Below are 17,716 nucleotides of genomic sequence, written 5' to 3' on the forward strand. Positions count from 1 at the left end.
CGCAAAAAGAGAAGGTCAATCCAGGCGGCTGACGCGGCGGCCCTCGCTGCGCGCTTCGATAAAGGCGCCTGCGATCTTCATCATGAATGCCTTGCTGAAACGACCGAGGGGCTTACCGTCGGATTCGATGTACCAGGTGCGTTCGGCAATATCGTAGTTGTATTCGTCAACCACGATCCAACAGCGCTTGAGATCGGTCAGACCGGCGCGGCGGCACTCGATAGCGGAGACTTCCAAACCGACCCGATCGCCGGGCGGTGGCTGGGTGCTTATCGCCAGAGCGCGAGATGGGTCCGGCCATCTCTTGCGCCGCGGACAGCGATGACCACGCAGGTCGGCCGGCTCTTGCGGCCTTCCGTTTCGCCGCGCTGGTGTTGCCATGCCCAAAGATACGGGTAGGAAATTACCTGACCTGGCAGAAATCTACCGCTCATCATCGTATCCTTCCCCGCGCGCCAATCGGTCGATCTCGGCGGCGAAGAGTTCCGTGTGTTCCTGCGGCATCTCGGAGACACGGTATGCGCGGCGGGGATCGCCGCCGATGAGCATCCGTTCGTAGTGCTCGTAACTCATCAGCACGAACCGGGGTTTCCGGTGCTTGGTAAGAATAACGGGTTCGCGGCTGGCAACGTCGGTGACGTCGCCAACCTGTTTGTTCAGATCCCCCGTCGTGAATTGGCGCATGGCTGGGCTCCTTGATCAGTCCCCATATTATCTGGATTTTCTAGATTTGCAAGAAAACGGCGCTTACGCGCCGCCCTCCGCGAACCGCCACACGGGGATGCCAAGCCCACGCGCCTTGTCGGCAAGGTTTTCGGTGATGCCGGAACCGGGAAAGACGATCAGGCCGTAGGGCACGACCGAGAGCAGCTGATCGTTGCGGCGGAACGGCGCCGCCTTGGCGTGCCGGTTCCAGTCTGGCTTGAAGGCGATCTGGGTGACCTTGCGGTTCTCTGCCCAGCAGGCGGCGATGCGCTCGGCGCCGCGCGGGCTGCCGCCGTGGAGCAGGACCATGTCGGGATGCTTCTCGCGAGCCTTGTCGAGCGCGTCCCAGATCCGGTCGTGATCGTTGCAGTCGAGGCCGCCGGCGAAGGCGATTTTGGTGCCGGCCGGAACGAGCACCTCGGTTTCGGCGTGGCGGCGGGCGGCGAGGAAGTCGCGGCTGTCGATCACCGCTGCGGTCATTGCCTGGTGGGAGACCTTGGAGCCGGTGCGCGGTCGCCATGCCGATCCGGTTTGTGCCTCGTAGAGGTCGGCAGCCTCATCGCGCATGATTTCGAGCACGTTGCGGCGCTCGATATAGGTGATGCCTTCCGCGGTGAGCCGTTCCAGCTCGACCGATTTCACCTCGGAGCCGTCCTGCTCCTGCTGGCTCGAACGCTGCGCCTCCTCATTGCGGTCGAGGCTGCGGGCGACGCGCTCGGCGGCGCGGTGGAAGACGTTTGCGAAGGACCAGAGCAGGTCGTCAAGATCGGGTTCGAGCCTGGTGTCGCCGAGCATGCCGGCGAAGGTCTCGACGATCCCGGCGAGGCCGGCCCGGATCACCTCGTCGTCGGGAAGTGGCCGGGGATCGGGTTCGTCCTGATGCGGGCGATGGCCGTACATCTGCAGTTCGAGGATGACGCGGTCGGTCGGCGAGGAGGCGTGGTAGGGCTCGTAGGCGTCGTCGAGCGGAAGGTCGTAAGCCATGGCGTGTCTCCGTCGGTTGTGGCCGCGGCTATCGCGGCCTGACAGCGCATCCCGGCCGCGCCCCGGACGCGGCCGCACCGAAGGCCGAAGCGCGAGCGGAGGACGGCGCAGCCGTTGCGGCCGCGTCCAGGGGGTGGCAGGGGTCGCCTCTCGGGCAGGCCGCGGGCGCGGCCTCTGCGGTGGACCGCGGCCATGCCTGCAGGCTATCCGGCGACGCCGCCCCTGCCCGCCTGCCGGCCCGACCCGTTCACCCGGGCGGCAGGAAGAGACGGGCATCTTCCGGAACGAGCTGATCGCTAAGCCATGCCGCGAGACGGCCGAGGCCGAGATGACGCAGATCGTCGTTGAAGTCGCCGAGCTGCGGCCGCAACACCAGGGCGAGGATCCCGGCCTCGCCTGCGCGCTGGCTGAGACGCTCGATGCCGTGCCGGCCGGCGGCGTCGGCATCGGCTGCGATGTAGAGGCGGCGGCAGCCGGGCGGAAGCCTCAGGCCGGCAAGGTGATTGGCCGAGGTGGCGGCGGCCACCGGCAGCACCGGCATCACCACCTTAAGCGACGCCATCGTCTCGAACCCCTCGCCGGCGGCCATGACCGGGACGGGGGCACCGGGCTGGTGGCCTAGCCAGATGCCGTTGCCAAGGAGATCCCCCAGCGAGCGGCGTGGATCGGCGAGTTGCGCCTTGCCCTGACCCGAAGGATCGAGCCAGATGCGTTGTAGACCGGTGATACGCCCGTCGAGGCTGGTGACAGCGGCAATCAGGGCAGGCAGCGTCCGCGTCTCGCCCGTTACGAGATCCCTGTAGTAGCAGCCGGGATGGAAGCGCAGCGCGCCCTCATGCGGGGAGAGCAGAATGCCGCGGCAGGCAAGATAGTGTTCCGCCAGCGTGCCCGCGATCGGCTGCGACATGGCGAACAGGCGACGCGCGGCGTCGGGAGAGCCGCGTGCCGCGGCAGGCTGGCGCTGCGCGCCAGCGGGCTGGGGTGGGAGCTGGGGCGGTGGCAGCGGCATGGAGAGGAAGCGACGTGCTTCATCCGCGACTTCGCGGAAGTCGACCAGACCACAGCTTTCGCGGAGGACATCGAGCAGATCGCCAAATTCGGAGGTCGCCTCATCGACCCACTTACCCGCAGGGCCCTTGGAACTGGTCTTGAGCCGAACATGCATGGAGCGGCCGCGCGTGTTGCGGACATCGCCGACCATCCAGTAATTGCCGGAGCGATGGCCGTTGGAGAGATATTCCCGGCACACCGCCTCGGCGTGTTCGCCAAGGCGGCGTGCCAGCTCGGAGGCCGAGCCGGTCATGATCGCCTCCCCTCAAGTCGCCGAGGTACGGTCGGTGACACCAACCAGCGTATGGCGGTCGAGGAGCGCGGCGAGGATGGCGGACCCTTGCGCGGTCGTCGGGATGAACAGCCGGAGCTTCCAGGCGATGATCTCGGAGATCAGTCCCAGCGCCTTCAGCCGAGGGACCATCGCGTCGGTGAAGCCGATCAATTCGACACGATAGTCGTTCATGACGCGGCTGCGGCGCACAATCAGGCCATCGGCGAGCTGCAACCCGATCCGCCCCTCGATCAAGCCGGTCCATGCCTCGTCCGGAGCGAGGGTCGGAACATCGTCGACCCCGAGATTGCGCAACATGGTCGCGACCAGCGTCGGCGCGATGTGGCGCCCGATGATGCGTTCGCCGGCGTCGGTCTGCATACGATAGACTCGACAGTCGTCGTCCGGCAGCCGACGCCAGATCGGCAGCAGCAGACCCGTCACGATATGAAAGGTGCTGGTGATGAAGTCCGGGACGGCGGCGACTTCTGCCTGCCACAGGTCGCAGAACAGTTTTCGGTCGGCCGGCTGCCAATGGGTTTCGGCAAGGGCGTCGAGACCGAAGCGCAGCTCGTCGGTCGGCCGCAGCAGGCGTACGCGGTGCTCTATCGTGCCGTCGTCGAGCATCAGGCTCGCCGTCGGCAGCCGGATCGCCGCGCGACTGGAACGTGTGTTCACCAGCAGAACCGATTGCGGCTCCGCCCGGACAATGGCCAGTGCGTCGACCAGGCCGAGCGGCCGGATACGGTCCTTGCGCGCGACGGTCAGCACATGCGACTGCGCGCCGGAGACCGGGTGCGCGTAGACGGTGCGGCGATCGGTGACGACGATGCTTTCGGCCGTGATCGTCTCCAGTCCCTTGTCATAGTTTCCGGCGGCGATCGCGCCCTCAACCTTCGCCGCCATCAGCTGCTCGAACACCTCGAACAACAGGTTCTGGGTTTCGATGCGCAACGCCAGCAGGCGATTGAGCCAGGTCGTGATCGGCGGCAACTCGTCGCGCAGCCCGCCCTCGTCAGTCGTCAGCGACAGCCCGGTCACAGTCTCGAAGGTCGTGAGCGAGCAGCCCTCGATCCTGCCTTGGTGCAGCAGATGATAGAACTGCCGCAGCGCCGCGCGGGCATAGGCGCTTTCGAGATTGTCTTCGGCACGGAACAGCCCTGCCCCGCCGGTCTGGCGCTGGCCGCGCGTGATCGCGCCCAGCGTGTCGAGCCGTCGTGCGATCGTCGACAGGAAGCGCTTGCCGGCCTTCACGTTCGCGGCCATGGGCCGGAACAGCGGCGGTTGCTTCTGATTTGTGCGGTGGGTCCGTCCGAGACCCTGGATGGCGTTGTCGGCGCGCCAGCCGGCCTCGAGCAGATAGTGCTTGCGCAGCCTCTGGTTCTTGACCCCGAGATCGGCGTGATAGGAGCGGCCTGTGCCGCCGGCGTCGGAGAAGATCAGAACGCTCTTGTCGTCATCCATAAAACTCTGGGTTTCTGCGAGATTGGCCGAGCCAGGGCGGTTTTCGACGGACAGCCGGTCGATGCCGTCGCGGCCGGTCTTCTTGACGATACGCCGGGTGCGGCCGGTCACCTCGGCGACGGTGTCGGTGCCAAAGTGGTGGAGGATCTGATCGAGCGCGCTTCCGACCGACGGCAGCGATGCAATTTTTTCCATCATCTCGTCGCGCCGGCGAACCGCCTCGCGGCACTGGACCGGGTTGCCATCTTCGTCGTGGACAGGACGCGAAAGGACGTTGCCCTCCGCGTCCGAATATTCCTCGAACAACTGAGTGGAGAAGGAATGCATCAAGTACCCGCCGACGTAATATGCCGCGTCCGCATTATGCAGAGCACGGCGGGTCAACTCTTTGATCTGCTTTTTCATTTCCTCATCTCCACTTGGCATAATCATGATGCCTCTGCTCTCAACAGCAGAAGGACACCCCTCATGGCTTCCCATCCCAACTCTCGCTCTGGCGGCGACCACCGCGCCGCCGTTCTCGACGATCGTGCTCTCGTCCATGGCTATCTGGCGCAGCACCCCAAGCTCGCGGCAGGTGCCCTGAGCGCGGCGCGACATTTCCTGAAGTGGGCAAGCGCCCATGCTATCGCCTACAAGGATCTTGATGCGGCAGCGGTTGATCGTTTCGCGCGGCATCGCTGTCGTTGCGGGCGCTATAGACCGCGCCAGCTGCGTGACCCGGTCTACATGACCGATGTCCGCCGTTTCCTCCGCTATCTGGAGAATGCCGGGATCGTGACCCTTCCGACCAGTGTCGAACGGTTGGACAAATACCTGCCAGAGTTCGCCATCCGGCTTAGAGCCGTCGGCTACAGCAAGGTGACCTATACCGGGCGACTGAGTCAGGCACAGCATTTCGCCGAATGGATCTTGCAGGCGCGTATTCCTGCAAAGGAGATCACTGACGTCACCATTGAACAGTTTGCTATCCACAATTGTCGGTGCGGTATCCGAACCAAGCGGGGCCGACGGGTAATTGGCACGGGAACCAAGGATCGCCGTCGCGGTGCTCGTCGTTTCGTCAATTTCCTGCGTGACCAAGGCGTGATCGATCCCTCTGCGCCACCCGATACTCTCGAGAGCGATCCGCGACTGGACGGTTTAGCCCAATGGCTGCGCCGCGAGCGTGGGGCGACGGAGGAGACGATCCGGCGCTATCGGCAAGAAGCCGGACGTTGGATCGATGTTCTCGGCAAGGATCCGGCGCACTACAATGCAGCGACAATCCGCTCGATCGTTCTGGATCAGGGTCCGGAACGATCGCGCTCTTCGATCCGAATGACGGTGACCGTGCTGCGCGCGTTTCTGCGCTTTACCGTCAGCCAAGGGCTTTGCGCCCCATTTCTGTTGCATGCAGTGCCGCCAGCAGTTCGACGGAAGCTATCAACCGTTCCGCGCGTGATCCCGGCGGCAACGATTGAAGATATCATTGCATCCTCTGGCACGACGACACCGGTTGATATCCGGGATCGCGCCATCCTCCTCCTGCTCGCGCGAATGGCGCTGCGGGCGGGGGATGTGTGGCAGTTGCGCCTTTCCGATATCGACTGGCGGGCCGGTCGATTACGGTTGCATGGCAAAAGTCGTCGCGGGACGATGCTACCGTTGCCCCAGGATGCAGGTGATGCACTTCTCGCCTACATCGAGGATGCGCGGCCCGCCGTCTCGACGGACCGGGTATTTCTGCGGACTCAAGCGCCGTTTACTCCGCTGCGGTCTTCGGCCGAGATCGCCGGCATCGTCGCCCGCATCCTGAAGCGTGGTGGATTTTCCCACCTGCCGACAGGATCCCATGTGTTCCGTCACTCACTGGCGTCCGCCTGGCTGCGCGACGGCGCCGATCTTGATCAGATCGGCATCGCACTCCGGCACGCCTCTCGGGACACGACGGCGATCTACGCGAAGGTGGATGTCTCGATGCTGGCAGCCGTTGCCCAGTCTTGGCCGGGAGCAGCATCATGATCCAACGCCACGTCAATCGCTATATCCAGTTGCATCGCGCCCTCGGTAAGAAGTTCGATGCGCAGGAACAGGCACTGAGCCAGTTCGCTGCACTCGCCAGCGAAAGAGCCGCCACCATCATAACAGCCGAGTTGATACTGGAATGGGTGCGTGAAGCGGCTACGCCGAACGCCGCCCGTATCCGTTTTGGCCTCGCTCGCGCCTTTGCCGAGTTTCTGCACGGTGAAGACCCACGGCATGAAGTGCCGACCGCAGGGCTGATGGGCCGCGGCAGAAGGCGGCGGCCAGCTCCGTACATTCTGATGCCGGATCAGATCGCAAGCATCATGGCGGAGGCCCTGAAGGTGCCGGGCTTGGCTCCGATCAGCCCGCTTACATATCATCATCTGTTCGGATTGCTTGCCTCGACTGGGCTCCGCATTTCGGAAGCTATTTCCCTCCGCTGCGATGATCTGACGGATGACGGCCTTATGGTTCGCAGCGGCAAGTTCGGTAAAAGCCGCCTCGTCCCGTTGCACGCTTCAACCCGGACTGCGCTTGAGCAATACCTTGCCGTCCGACGGGAGTTTGGTGGCGCAAGCGACATCTTTTTGTGCTCGGTCACGGTCATGCCCCGACCAAGACCAGAGCCCATGTGGTCTTCGTCCGGATTGTCAGACAGCTCGGGTACCGCAACCCGACAGGGCCGGGTCCCCGGCTGCACGATCTGCGCCACACCTTCGCAGTGCGATCTCTGGAAGCCTGCGGGAATGATCCGCAAGCTATTCTGCGACACATGCGTGCACTGAGCACTATCTCGGCCATGCCGAGGTTGCCAACACCTATTGGTATCTTGAGGCGACACCTGTCCTGTTGCGCACGATCGCTTCAGCAACCGAAGGCGCTTTCGTCGGAGGTGCGATATGACTCCGCTCGCTCCTGACCTTTCCGCGTTCCTGCAGAGCCACCTCCCAAACGAACGTGGTGCAAGCCCGCATACAATCTCGAGCTACGCGCATGCGTTCACGCTCTTGCTGCGTTTCGCCGCGGCCCGTCTCAAACGACAGCCCTCCGACCTCATGATCGAGGATCTCGATGTCGGGCTGGTGAGAGCATTTCTGCAGCATGTGGAAGAAGGGCGGGACAATACCGCCCGTTCTCGCAACGCACGGCTCTCGGCGATCAAGGCGTTTTTTCGCTTCGTCGAACATCGGCAGCCGGCCTGCCTGGAACAGGCCATGATGATCCGCGCGCTACCGGTCAAACGAACGGACACTCGGCTCATCGACTACCTGACACGGGAAGAAATCCGAGCGCTGCTTGCGGCGCCTGACATCCGCACGCGCGGCGGCCTGCGTGACCGCGCGATGCTCCATCTCGCCTATGCCGCGGGTTTGCGGGCATCTGAACTATTGGCGATGCGGATGGGAGACTTCCCTGATAGGTCGCTTTCCAGCGTCCGCGTCCTCGGCAAGGGACGGCGAGAACGTATTCTGCCACTCTGGAAAGAAACTCAGGCCGCATTGCGTGCATGGCTGGCCGTTCGCCCGTTCGGTCACGGTCCAGAACTGTTCCTGAGCCGGGACGGCAAACGCATGAGCCGCGATGGATTCGCGTACCGGCTCCAACTGCACGTCGCCAAAGCCGGTAAAACGGTGCCGTCGATTGCCGGCAAAAGCGTCACGCCGCACGTGCTTCGGCATAGCTGCGCCATGCACACGCTCCAGGCAACCGGAGACGTTCGCAAGGTGGCGCTGTGGCTCGGCCATGCCAGCATCCAGACCACCGAGATGTATCTGCGCGCCGATCCGACCGAAAAGCTCGCGCTTCTCGACGCGCATCATCCCCCGCTGATCAGGGCTGGCCGGTTCCGGGAGCCGTCGGACAAGCTGATGGCCGCTCTCGCGGCCGCAACCAACCCACGGCACCAGTAAATCTGGAACAGCCATCATGAAAACAGTGCCGGGCGGCCTCCGCCCGGCACCTATGATTATGCCAAGTGGAGATCAGGAAATGAAAAAGCAGATCAAAGAGTTGACCCGGCGTGCTCTGCATAACGCAGACGCGGCATATTACGTCTTATCCCGAGTTCGGGATAAGACGTACTCGCGCGGCGTGACGTCGACATGCAGATCCGACCATTCCTCGGTTGGGATCTCGGCAAGGCGTCGTACCATCAGCGCTTCGCCGGTCGAGACGATCTGCACGACTGCCGAATGGCCGTCGGCGAGGTCCTGCTCGATCGCGCCAATCAGCGTTGGCGTCATCATCGAGGTGATCAAATGCGAGAAAAAGCGCTGCTTGGTGCTCTCGAAGGCCGAGCGCGCCGCAGACTTGGCGTTACGGTTCAGCGTACCGGACTCATTGGTGATGTTGGTCGCCTCGAATGCGGCGGTCAGGTTGTTGTGGATGACCTCGAATGCGTCGGCATAGGCGTTGTAGATACGGATCTGTTCCTCGGTCAGCGCGTGCTCGAGCAGGTCGTATTCGACACCGTCATAGGAAAGCGAACGGGCCGCATAGAGACCGAGCGACTTGAGATCGCGGGCGAGCACTTCCATCGCCGCGACACCGCCGTCCTCGATCGCGGCGACGAATTCGGCACGGTTGGCGAATGGAAAATCCTCGCTGCCCCAGATGCCGAGACGCTGCGCATAGGCCAGGTTCTCGACCGCGGTCGCACCGGTCGCGGAGACGTAGACGACGCGCGTCGGGAAGGGTGTGCTGCAGCCGCAGACCCGCCTTGCCCTGCTGCGACGGGGCTACGTCGCCGCGCTCGCTTTTGCCGCCACCGGCGTTGGCCATGGCGTGCGCCTCGTCGAAGACGATCACACCGTCGAAATCCTTGCCGACCCAGTCGAGGATCTGAGCGATCCGGGATTTCTTGCCCTCCCGTTCCTGCGAGCGGAGCGTCGCATAGGTCGTGAACAGGATGCCCTCGGCAAGGCCGATCGGCGTGCCCTGCCGATAGCGCGAGAGCGGCTGGACGAGAAGTTTTTCCTGGCCAAGTGCAGCCCAATCGCGCTGGGCGTCTTCAAGCAATTTGTCCGACTTGGAGATCCAGATCGCACGGCGGCGGCCCTGCAGCCAGTTGTCGAGGATGATGCCGGCGACTTGCCGTCCCTTGCCGCAGCCGGTCCCGTCACCCAAAAACCATCCACGGCGGAAGCGGACAGCGTTCGCAGCGCCTTCTGGCGCGGCCGAGACGACATCGCAGGTCTCGTCAACCGTCCAGGCGCCGGTGAGATGGCCGCAATGGGCTTCACCCGCATAAACGACGCTTTCTAGCTGGGCGTCCGACAGCAGGCCTTCGTCGATGATCGCATCGGGAAGAAGCGGCCGATAGGAAGGTTTTGGTGGCGCGACGGCGGCCATTGCGGCCGACTGCACGAGCGGCGTCGGATGCGGCTTTGCGCGGGGAATGTCGATCGACTGGAGCGCGTACGGTTCGTAGATCGTGTCGGTGAGGCGGCCGCTCTGCTGCGGCATCCAGTCGCGCAGCTCATAGGCAAGTGGCACGGCCCGGGTGCTGCTCGCCATGACCGGGCGGCTGGGCACCACCCGCCGGGCGGCCGCACGGACCGGCCGGATGACTGAAGCAGCTGGCGAGGCGGCCACAGGTGCGGTTCTTGCTCCCGATCGGCCACCCATGTGCATGGCGGCACTGCGCAGGATGCCGCTGGACAATGCACCGATTGAGTCCGGAAAGCCGCCCGGTGTCCGGGGCGGCAGGGCGGAGATCCAGGAGAGCAGCGTCTCGACATCCATGGCCTTGCGCGGCGAGGCGACGAAACGCGACGGATCGGCGGCCGGCACCTTGTCGATGATCGTCAGGCGGGTCTCAGTGGTGGTTCCGTGGCGGGCGTAGACGCGGCCGTCGATCGCCGCCGTGAAGATGACCGTGCCCTGCTGCTGCAGGCGTTCGAAGGCGAGCCGCCATTTCGGGTTTTCGGGAGACAGCCCGGCGCGCCGGTGATGGCGACAAGACGACCGCCCGAACGCAGGCGTGCGAACGCGGAAGAGAGGTGCCGCCATGCCGCATCGGCGACATGGCCGTCGACATAGGCGCCGACGCTGAAGGGCGGATTCATCAAGACGAGGGACGGCTCAATGGCCGCGTCGAGATGGTCGTCGATATGGGCAGCGTCGTGCCGCGAGACGGGGAACCGTGCAAACAGCAGGCCGAGGAGATCGGCCCGCGTCGCGGCAAGCTCGTTGAGGGCGATCGAGGCGCGCGCCATCTCGGCATGAACGGCGAGCAGACCGGTGCCGGCCGAGGGTTCGAGAACGAGGTCGCAAGATGCGATCGCCGCGGCGTGCGCTGTCACGAAGGCGAGCGGCAAGGGCGTCGACAGCTGCTGCATGGCCTGGCTCTCGTCGGAGCGTCGCGTATGGGTGGGAAGAAGGTCGGCGATGCGCTTGATCATCGCCAACGTTGCCTGCGGCGTGGTGGACCGGGACAGGATCGCAGGGCCGAACCGGCGCAAGAACAGCACCTGGGCGACTTCGAGCGCCTCATAGGCGTCCTTCCAGATCCAGAACCCTTGCGCATCGCTGCCGCCAAAACTTGTCGTCATGGCGGTGCGCAGTGCGGCGGCGGTGACAGGCTTGCCCTGCTCGAGGATAGGCAGAAGCTGCATTGCCGCCTGGTGGATCGCCTGTGCGTTGTCGATGGCGGCGGGCGCGGGCGCGTCGAGGGGAGCGGCCGTCCGGGCGCCGGCCGATGTGGTCGTGACGATGTTCATGGAGATGTCCTTCGCGAGAGGGGAGTTGCGCCCGCCGGCACTCTCTCTGCGCCAGCCGGGCCGCACTCCTCCCGGCTCCCTCTCCCTCTGAGACCGGTTCACTAAGCGGGTTGCGTTCTGCGCAAAGCCATGACTCAATGCGCGGACAGGGATGCGGCGGCGACCTGGAGCTGTGGAGGTGATGCGACGCTTCAGAATTGGCAGTGCGGTCTACGAGGAGGCGGCGCCTGAGCTGCAGGCGGCGCTGGCGAACGCCTATGCCCGCACCGAGCGTCCGCTATGCCTGTGCCGCGAGCCGGGCTGCCCGATGTACATCGCCCGCATCGGCGCCCTTCATCTGATCAAGCGCATGCCGCTGAGCGGCGGCGGGCATGATCCATCCTGCGATTCATACGAATCGCCTTACGAGCTGTCCGGCCTGGGCGCCTTGATGGGCAGCGCGATACAGCTCGATCCGCAAAGCGGCATGGCGGCCCTCAAATTGGACTTCAGCCTGTCGAAGACAGGGAGCCGCGCAGCATCCGTGCCTGCGGGGCAAAATTCCGACAGCGTAACCGCCGATCCCAGGAGGATGTCGCTGCGTGGCCTCCTTCATTATCTCTGGCACGAGGCCGAATTGACGGTCTGGACATCCCGATGGGCCGGCAAGCGACATTGGTGGAATGTCCGCTGGCATCTGCTCGAGGCTGCCGGGCAAATGACGGTGAGGGGCGGATCGCTCGCGGATATCCTGTTCGTGCCCGAGCCGTTTCGGGCCGAGAACAAGGAAGCGATCGAACAGCGTCGCAACGCGGTTCTCGGCATGGCGCTCACGCCGAAATCCGGCCCACGAAAGCTACTGGTTCTGGTCGGCGAGGTGAAAGAGATTGTTCCTGCCCGATCCGGTCAGAAACTCGTCATCAGGCACCTGCCCGGCTTTCCCTTCATCATCGATGATGCATTACACCGCCGTTTGCAGGCACGTTTCGAGAAAGAATTGTCTCTGTGGGCAGCGGATTCAAGCTCGCATCTCATGACGATCGCGACGTTCGGACTGAACCCGGCCGGCCTCGCCATTGTCGAGGAGGTCGCGTTGATGGTGGTGTCCGAGAACTGGATTCCCTACGAGACGGTCCCGGAGAAAAGGCTTGTCGATGGGCTCGCCCGCCTTCGCGAGAAGAGCGTGAAGGGATTGCGCTTTGACCTGCAACCCGACCAGCCGATCGCCAACGCTTTGCTCCAGAACAGGGATGAGCCGATCGCGCTCTTTGTCGTTCCGGCCGGAGCAGACGAGAACTACGAAGCGTCGCTCGACGAAATGATCGCCGCACGACCGGAGATCGGCTCCTGGGTGTGGCGGGTCGGCGAAGGCGATATGCCGCCGCTACCGCCTTGAGCGTCGGCGGAATTTCCGTCGATGCTTCAGTATGCCTTAGGCCAGGCCCAGCTTCTTCTTGAGCTCGGCATTTTCCTTGCGCAGACGGTCGGCAAGTAGATTCTTAAGGCGCTTGTTTTCTTCTTCGAGTGCGACAAGATCGCGAAGATCGCCGCTGTCGGAGGAAGGTGCGGCAGCCCTCTTCCAATAATAGTAGGTCTGCTCGGATATGCCGGCCTGGCCGACCGCAATCTTGCTGGTCGCGCCGCCAGCGATCGATTTCTCGATCTGGGCAAGCTTCTGGGCGCGTTCCTTCTCGGAATATGTCTTGCGGGCGGTCTTCGCTGCCACGGGAGCTTCCGCGGCTGGGGGCGCAGGTTTCGCTCCGTTTTTGCGGACCGGCTTTACGAGCTCTGCCTTCGCTTTCTTTGCTGCCGGAACTCTCTTCTTGGATTCAGGCACTTCCACTTTGGCTGGGGCTACTGTCGTCTGAACAGTCTGAGCGTCCTGAAAATCGGCCATGAGATACTCCGCTTGTGGTTTTTCCCCTTCTTCAGCATCAAGGGGCCTTATACTGAAGTCAATGACCCGGGAATTTGGAACTGCAGCATGAGCCTGCTGCGTCATCTCCGTGGCAATTTTGGACAGGTCGAGATCGCCCCAGATCGAATGGCTTGGCTTTTGCTTGCCGCGCCTCTGTTTCACCTCCACGATGAATGGCCGGATCTGGCGCTTCATAGTCTGTTCCTGATGTGAGCATGACTTGCAAGCCAAGTCGTTTGTTCGTGTTAGCGAGTACCCGACGTATCGCTTTCGTCGTGCTTTATCGGAGAAACCCCGCAACGAGCAAGCGGTGTGTCATGGGCCTAGGGCAACCGGCTCAATAAACGGGGGCAAACATTCCTACCGAGAGAGAGCTGTCTCATACACGCCATGGCTCAGGCGTCTAGCCGGCGGAGTGCGATGACTGTGCACAATCGGGCTGGAGCGATTGCAATCCTTATATTCTTGGGAACTAATCTTCTCATGGCGGCGGATGAGCTGGACGCGCTTGTTTTCGGGATGGCGGTCGACAGCGTTCGTGCGCTTCCTGTTCCTTTCGCGGAAAAAGTCGCGGAAGTCGCCCACAGAAGCCAGGGCGTCGTGCTTTTCAATTTGCGCGTCGATGGCGACATGGAACTTCAGCGCGTTGCCGCCATCCGGTATCCAAGCAATCAGACAGGCGTTCTGGTGCTGGATAAGCAAGGCTTGTTGACCAGCCATTGCATGGTCAATGGCACTTTCTCCTGCTTTATCGCTCCGTTGGAGGACTGGAACACGCTGCCGCTCGGAACTCAGGCCAGGACGAGTATCGCCGGCCCGGCCAGCCTGTTCATCGGCGCTTTACGTAATGCCGGGTACCTCCCGCGTGGCAGGCACTGACCCCAAGTTTTGCTGAGGGCCGGATGCTTATATCGTCGGCGCAGTTGGCCATACGGTCTCGCATGTCTCAACAGCTTGAGGATGGGCCGTACGCGGGTGCATCCATTGAGCGAAAGTCGGTCACCGTGATGGAGACGCTTCACCGCCGAAGCGCGGTTCTTATAGATGCCCATCGTCGTCTTCCTTCATCAGCTCCGACGCAATCGGACTTTGGACAGGAACTCGTCGATCTCGAGATCCGACAGATCATCGAGCAGCTTGAAGACAGCACCATGCCTTCCGGCGTTAACGAGAATCGTGCGTTTGCCGCGATGTTCGGCCCACCCGGTCTCGGGGTCTGCGTTGCGGGCGGTCCCCCTGAGCTCGACAGGGATTATGTTCCAGATCGCCTCGAGCTTTTCCGCGCGGGTCATGCTGTCGCTCGCGCCGGTCTCGTGGGCGATGATGGCGGCGCGCATCTTGTCTGGCGACTGCCGATCCGTGAGATCGCAGAAGCCATGAAACCAGCGCTCGCGGCCCCAGATCCGGATCGCGAGGAATACGCTGGTGACGTTGCCGGCCTTATACTCAGAAATTCCGAACATGCCGGTGCGCATGAAGAGCGGCGGCAACAAATCGAGCATGAAATGGTATTCGGACGCGGTGATCTCGAACCACTCGGCTGAATAGGGAGTGCCGGAAAGCGGATCGATGCCGGGAGTGTCTTTGTGTCGGCTGAACAGTTGAAACATCTGCTCGCGGGTGGCAACGCCGTCGAGCACCTTCCTGAAGGGTGGATATGCGGTCATGGGGTCTCCTGAACGCAGCTCGGCCATGCGCGGCATTACCGCGCCATGACAACTGCTTGCTGTATTGTGGCTGGCGACGGGCAGAGTCCGCGGCCGGCGCGTGCACTGGCGATGATGGGATTTGCAGGGGTTTAGGCGGCGCGTCGCTCAGAGGAACACGAAGCGTCTCGACCAACCCCGGTGATGGCACGGACGGCGGCGGCGAGCGCCGGAATGTCGTCCAGCATGCCGAGTGCGACGAAGTGGTTGGCCCCGCCGGTATAGTCCTTGCGGCCCTTGCAGGTGCGGATCAGGATGCCGTGACCTGAGGACAAACCGAATTGGCCGACCTGGATGTAGGCGCGGTCATGGTGCAGGGTTATTTCACCGGAAACGGCTATGCCCGCCTTGTTCGAGCGCAGGTCAAAGCTTCCCTGCGGCAGGGCAAGTTCGGCGGCGAGTTTCTTCAGCCGTGAACGGGCTATCGTGTGGAAACGTCTCTTCTGCTGCTCGTCGTAGGAGCAGCTTCTGTTCCAGTCGAACATGTCGATCTCCATGAAACGCAAGCGCCCGGGGTCGCGATGGCGATCCCGGGCTCGAGAGTGAGTTGGAACTGAAATGGGTCCGACGGGAGTGCCGGGCCTGGTGCGAGCGGGAGGTCGGTTATTCGGCGGCCTGGAGGTGGTCCGCCTCGTCGCCGTCGATGGTCACCGGCTCATCGGCGGACGGATCCGCATCGTCGGCGAGGAAGGCCGGCAGCTCAGCGGCACCGCCGTCGAGGGCTGCCTCGTCCGACATGTCGCCGGCGACCGCGTCGCCAGCATCGGTAGCCACTTCATCGACCTCAAGGCGCAGCGGCTCGGGCAGCCAGTTCGATCCTTCGAGAAGACGGGCGGCTTCACGGGCCATGATGTCCTTCTTCATGTGGTCGATCAGCTGCGCGGAGTCTGCGCCACGCGCTTCACGGACAGCCTGTAGAATCCGCGTCTTAGTGAGCCGCCCGAGGAACTCGACCGTAGGCGTCCAGCCGGCGTCGAGCATGTCGAACTGGAGCGAGCGGCCAAGCACGTCTGCATGCTCGAGCGCCTTCGCTCGCCTGTTCCAGGGTTCGACCACCGCATTGAGGGTCAGCGAGACGCAGTGCGCGAACAGCGCCTTGCGGCTTGCTTCATCGAGACCGAGAAGGAAGTCCCACAGGCCATCCGCCTCATTGGGCAGATCGCGATCCCACGCTTCGTGCCGCTCGGCGATCTCCTTGGCCCACGGCGTTTCGGCAAGGCCATCGACTTGGCTGAAGCTGCCGCTCTTCAGGCTGATCTCCAGGCACGTGTCCGGCGCGAAGCGATAGAAGACCTGCAGGACGAAGGCATGGAGTGCGGCGACGAAGGCGATGTCGACGTCACCGGCGAGCGCGTTGCGCAGTGCCAGCGTCCGCTGCGCGGTCAGGTCGAAGACGAGCCGATCGGGCAGTGGCTTTATGCCATCGTCCTCGCCGTCATCGCCAGAGGTGTCGTGCACCGGTTTTCCGTTGACGACAACACCATCGCCATCGTCGTCGCCATTGGTTCGGGTTCCGCCGTCGGCGCCCTGTTCCTCGCCCTCATCGAGGTCGCCGGTTTCGGTCCCCGGCTCGTCCTCGGACCGCACGAAACCGGCATCGACCTGGAGCGTACCGTTCGCGGCAAGCGTGACGAACACACCGGCGATGGCCTTCTGTGCGGGATCGTAGCTTTGAGGACGATCATCGATCGCATCGAGCTCGGAACCCAACTGGTCGAGCTTCGCCTCGATTGCTTCATCGGCATCCTCGGCCTTGGCATAGTCCGCATCCAGCTTGTCGTATTCGGCCTTCAGCGCGTCGTAGCGTTCGATCTCCTCGGCGCTGAGCTCTTGCGCCTCGGCGTAGATGCGCCGCATGCCGGAGGTGTGGCCATAGGGAAAGCTGATCGCGGCCTCGATCCATTTCCAGCCTTCGGCGCGGATCACCTCGGCATCCACCTTCAGCCTGTCGAAGACAAGCTGCTCGAGGAGTGCGGCATCCTGGAACCAGCCGCCGGAATCCTGCTCGAACAGATCGCGAAGGATGACCCCGCCCGCAGCCTCATAGGCTTTGGCACCGACATAGACGGCACGGCGATCATCGGCCCGCACCGTGGTCTCCGTCAGCAGGCGCCTGATGTAATAGGGTTCCTGCATCTCCGAGCTGGAAATCCGCTCCCAGACCTGCTCCTGGCGCGCGTGATCGTCCGAGATCGAGAAGGCCATGATCTGCTCAAGACGGATCTCGTCATTCTCGTAGAGCTCGAGAAGCTTTGGCGATACCGATGCCAGCCGCAGACGCTGTCTCACTGTGGCCGGCGACACGAAAAAGCGGGCGCCAATCTCGTCCGGATCGAGGCCCTGATCGCTGAGCGTCTTGAAGGCCCGAAACTGATCGAGCGGGTGCAAGTCGGCGCGCCGCAGGTTTTCAGCAAGAGAGTCCTCCTCGGCCGAGGTCTCCTGCCCGCGGTTGACGATGCAGGGGATTGGCTCGTTCTTAGCCAGGCGCTTTTGCTTGATGAGGATGCCGAGCGCCAGATAACGCCGCCCGCCGGCGGGCACCTCGAACGTGCCGGTCTCCTCGCCCTCACCGTCGAGCACGGGACGGACGTTCAGGCTCTGGATCAGCTTTCGCCGTCCGATGTCTTCGGCCAACTGCTCGATCGACACGCCGTCCTTGATGCGCCGAACATTTTTCTGCGACAACATTAGCTTGTCATAGGGAATATTCTCCGCGGCGTTCATCGCGATCTTCTGAATGGCGTTCTTTGCCATGGTCAGGTTCTCCATAACGGGCGGCCCGGGGCCTCTCCCCGAACCTCCAAGCCCGTCAGTGCGCCAAGCACAGCCCTCTAACTCTTTGACCAGAAAGGAGAAAAGCCGAGTTGGAAGACTAGCCACCAACATCTCCGGAGGGCGAAAAACCCTC

The 17,716-nt window shown here is 63.3% G+C and carries 12 protein-coding genes and 3 pseudogenes; 5 read left to right on the top strand and 10 right to left on the bottom strand.

Annotated elements, in window-relative coordinates; all coding sequences use genetic code 11:
• Positions 1 to 15: 15 nt before the first annotated feature.
• The 5 genes and pseudogenes from NKJ94_RS23505 to NKJ94_RS23525 all read right to left on the bottom strand — a co-directional run.
• A pseudogene (locus NKJ94_RS23505) lies at positions 16 to 434 on the bottom strand (hypothetical protein).
• Entirely contained in the window at positions 424 to 684 is a 261-nt protein-coding gene (locus NKJ94_RS23510; protein WP_352528308.1) for a type II toxin-antitoxin system prevent-host-death family antitoxin, read from the bottom strand. The pseudogene NKJ94_RS23505 and the gene NKJ94_RS23510 overlap by 11 nt, the downstream one beginning before the upstream one ends.
• A gap of 63 nt (positions 685 to 747) precedes the next feature.
• Complete coding sequence (locus NKJ94_RS23515) at positions 748 to 1,689, bottom strand: DUF2493 domain-containing protein (protein ID WP_352528310.1); 942 nt, start codon at positions 1,687 to 1,689, stop codon at positions 748 to 750.
• A 247-nt stretch (positions 1,690 to 1,936) separates the two neighbouring features.
• The gene (locus NKJ94_RS23520) at positions 1,937 to 2,992 is read right to left on the bottom strand and encodes a DUF7146 domain-containing protein (protein ID WP_352528312.1); all 1,056 of its coding nucleotides are present in this window, start codon (positions 2,990 to 2,992) and stop codon (positions 1,937 to 1,939) included.
• A gap of 12 nt (positions 2,993 to 3,004) precedes the next feature.
• Positions 3,005 to 4,822: pseudogene (locus NKJ94_RS23525) on the bottom strand (strawberry notch C-terminal domain-containing protein); the annotation flags it as partial.
• A 123-nt stretch (positions 4,823 to 4,945) separates the two neighbouring features.
• Between NKJ94_RS23525 and NKJ94_RS23530 the strand changes: the two are divergent.
• The 3 genes from NKJ94_RS23530 (at position 4,946) to NKJ94_RS23540 (ending at position 8,394) form a co-directional block, all read left to right on the top strand.
• Positions 4,946 to 6,481, top strand: a complete 1,536-nt coding sequence (locus NKJ94_RS23530) for a tyrosine-type recombinase/integrase (RefSeq protein WP_352528314.1) — start codon at positions 4,946 to 4,948, stop codon at positions 6,479 to 6,481.
• Positions 6,478 to 7,269, top strand: coding sequence for a site-specific integrase (locus NKJ94_RS23535; RefSeq protein ID WP_352528316.1), 792 nt, complete (start codon positions 6,478 to 6,480; stop codon positions 7,267 to 7,269). Before NKJ94_RS23530 ends, NKJ94_RS23535 begins: the two co-directional genes overlap by 4 nt.
• Positions 7,270 to 7,383: 114 nt before the next feature.
• Positions 7,384 to 8,394, top strand: coding sequence for a tyrosine-type recombinase/integrase (locus NKJ94_RS23540; RefSeq protein WP_352528318.1), 1,011 nt, complete (start codon positions 7,384 to 7,386; stop codon positions 8,392 to 8,394).
• Between the two features lie 162 nt (positions 8,395 to 8,556).
• On the opposite strand, the pseudogene NKJ94_RS23545 reads toward NKJ94_RS23540, so the two are convergent.
• A pseudogene (locus NKJ94_RS23545) lies at positions 8,557 to 11,205 on the bottom strand (strawberry notch-like NTP hydrolase domain-containing protein); the annotation flags it as partial.
• A 181-nt stretch (positions 11,206 to 11,386) separates the two neighbouring features.
• On the opposite strand from NKJ94_RS23545, the gene NKJ94_RS23550 reads away from it, so the two are divergent.
• Positions 11,387 to 12,580, top strand: a complete 1,194-nt coding sequence (locus tag NKJ94_RS23550; RefSeq protein WP_352528320.1) for a DUF1173 domain-containing protein — start codon at positions 11,387 to 11,389, stop codon at positions 12,578 to 12,580.
• Between the two features lie 36 nt (positions 12,581 to 12,616).
• Here the strand turns inward: NKJ94_RS23550 and NKJ94_RS23555 are convergent, their stop codons facing one another.
• Complete coding sequence (locus NKJ94_RS23555) at positions 12,617 to 13,297, bottom strand: transposase (protein WP_352528322.1); 681 nt, start codon at positions 13,295 to 13,297, stop codon at positions 12,617 to 12,619.
• A 288-nt stretch (positions 13,298 to 13,585) separates the two neighbouring features.
• Between NKJ94_RS23555 and NKJ94_RS23560 the strand changes: the two genes are divergently transcribed.
• Positions 13,586 to 13,981, top strand: coding sequence for a hypothetical protein (locus NKJ94_RS23560; protein ID WP_352528324.1), 396 nt, complete (start codon positions 13,586 to 13,588; stop codon positions 13,979 to 13,981).
• A 188-nt stretch (positions 13,982 to 14,169) separates the two neighbouring features.
• On the opposite strand, the gene NKJ94_RS23565 is transcribed toward NKJ94_RS23560, so the two are convergent.
• From NKJ94_RS23565 to NKJ94_RS23575, 3 genes are all read right to left on the bottom strand, one after another.
• Complete coding sequence (locus tag NKJ94_RS23565) at positions 14,170 to 14,796, bottom strand: DUF1419 domain-containing protein (RefSeq protein WP_352528326.1); 627 nt, start codon at positions 14,794 to 14,796, stop codon at positions 14,170 to 14,172.
• Positions 14,797 to 14,900: 104 nt separating this feature from the next.
• Positions 14,901 to 15,293, bottom strand: coding sequence for a hypothetical protein (locus NKJ94_RS23570; protein WP_352528328.1), 393 nt, complete (start codon positions 15,291 to 15,293; stop codon positions 14,901 to 14,903).
• A gap of 118 nt (positions 15,294 to 15,411) precedes the next feature.
• Positions 15,412 to 17,562 carry a ParB/RepB/Spo0J family partition protein gene (locus NKJ94_RS23575; protein ID WP_352528330.1) on the bottom strand — a complete coding sequence of 717 codons (2,151 nt, stop codon included), beginning with the start codon at positions 17,560 to 17,562 and terminating at the stop codon, positions 15,412 to 15,414.
• Positions 17,563 to 17,716 lie beyond the last annotated feature (154 nt).

The sequence above is a fragment of the Mesorhizobium sp. M0060 genome (assembly GCF_040323155.1).
Classification (GTDB): domain Bacteria; phylum Pseudomonadota; class Alphaproteobacteria; order Rhizobiales; family Rhizobiaceae; genus Mesorhizobium.

What these genes read in the sequence shown, in the direction of transcription:
- NKJ94_RS23575 (WP_352528330.1), bottom strand. Translation starts at nt 17,562, where the DNA reads ATGGCAAAGAACGCCATTCAGAAGATCGCGATGAACGCCGCGGAGAAT.
- NKJ94_RS23565 (WP_352528326.1), bottom strand. Translation starts at nt 14,796, where the DNA reads ATGGCCGAGCTGCGTTCAGGAGACCCCATGACCGCATATCCACCCTTC.
- NKJ94_RS23570 (WP_352528328.1), bottom strand. Translation starts at nt 15,293, where the DNA reads ATGTTCGACTGGAACAGAAGCTGCTCCTACGACGAGCAGCAGAAGAGA.
- NKJ94_RS23530 (WP_352528314.1), top strand. Translation starts at nt 4,946, where the DNA reads ATGGCTTCCCATCCCAACTCTCGCTCTGGCGGCGACCACCGCGCCGCC.
- NKJ94_RS23520 (WP_352528312.1), bottom strand. Translation starts at nt 2,992, where the DNA reads ATGACCGGCTCGGCCTCCGAGCTGGCACGCCGCCTTGGCGAACACGCC.
- NKJ94_RS23515 (WP_352528310.1), bottom strand. Translation starts at nt 1,689, where the DNA reads ATGGCTTACGACCTTCCGCTCGACGACGCCTACGAGCCCTACCACGCC.
- NKJ94_RS23540 (WP_352528318.1), top strand. Translation starts at nt 7,384, where the DNA reads ATGACTCCGCTCGCTCCTGACCTTTCCGCGTTCCTGCAGAGCCACCTC.
- NKJ94_RS23555 (WP_352528322.1), bottom strand. Translation starts at nt 13,297, where the DNA reads ATGAAGCGCCAGATCCGGCCATTCATCGTGGAGGTGAAACAGAGGCGC.
- NKJ94_RS23560 (WP_352528324.1), top strand. Translation starts at nt 13,586, where the DNA reads ATGGCGGCGGATGAGCTGGACGCGCTTGTTTTCGGGATGGCGGTCGAC.
- NKJ94_RS23550 (WP_352528320.1), top strand. Translation starts at nt 11,387, where the DNA reads ATGCGACGCTTCAGAATTGGCAGTGCGGTCTACGAGGAGGCGGCGCCT.
- NKJ94_RS23535 (WP_352528316.1), top strand. Translation starts at nt 6,478, where the DNA reads ATGATCCAACGCCACGTCAATCGCTATATCCAGTTGCATCGCGCCCTC.
- NKJ94_RS23510 (WP_352528308.1), bottom strand. Translation starts at nt 684, where the DNA reads ATGCGCCAATTCACGACGGGGGATCTGAACAAACAGGTTGGCGACGTC.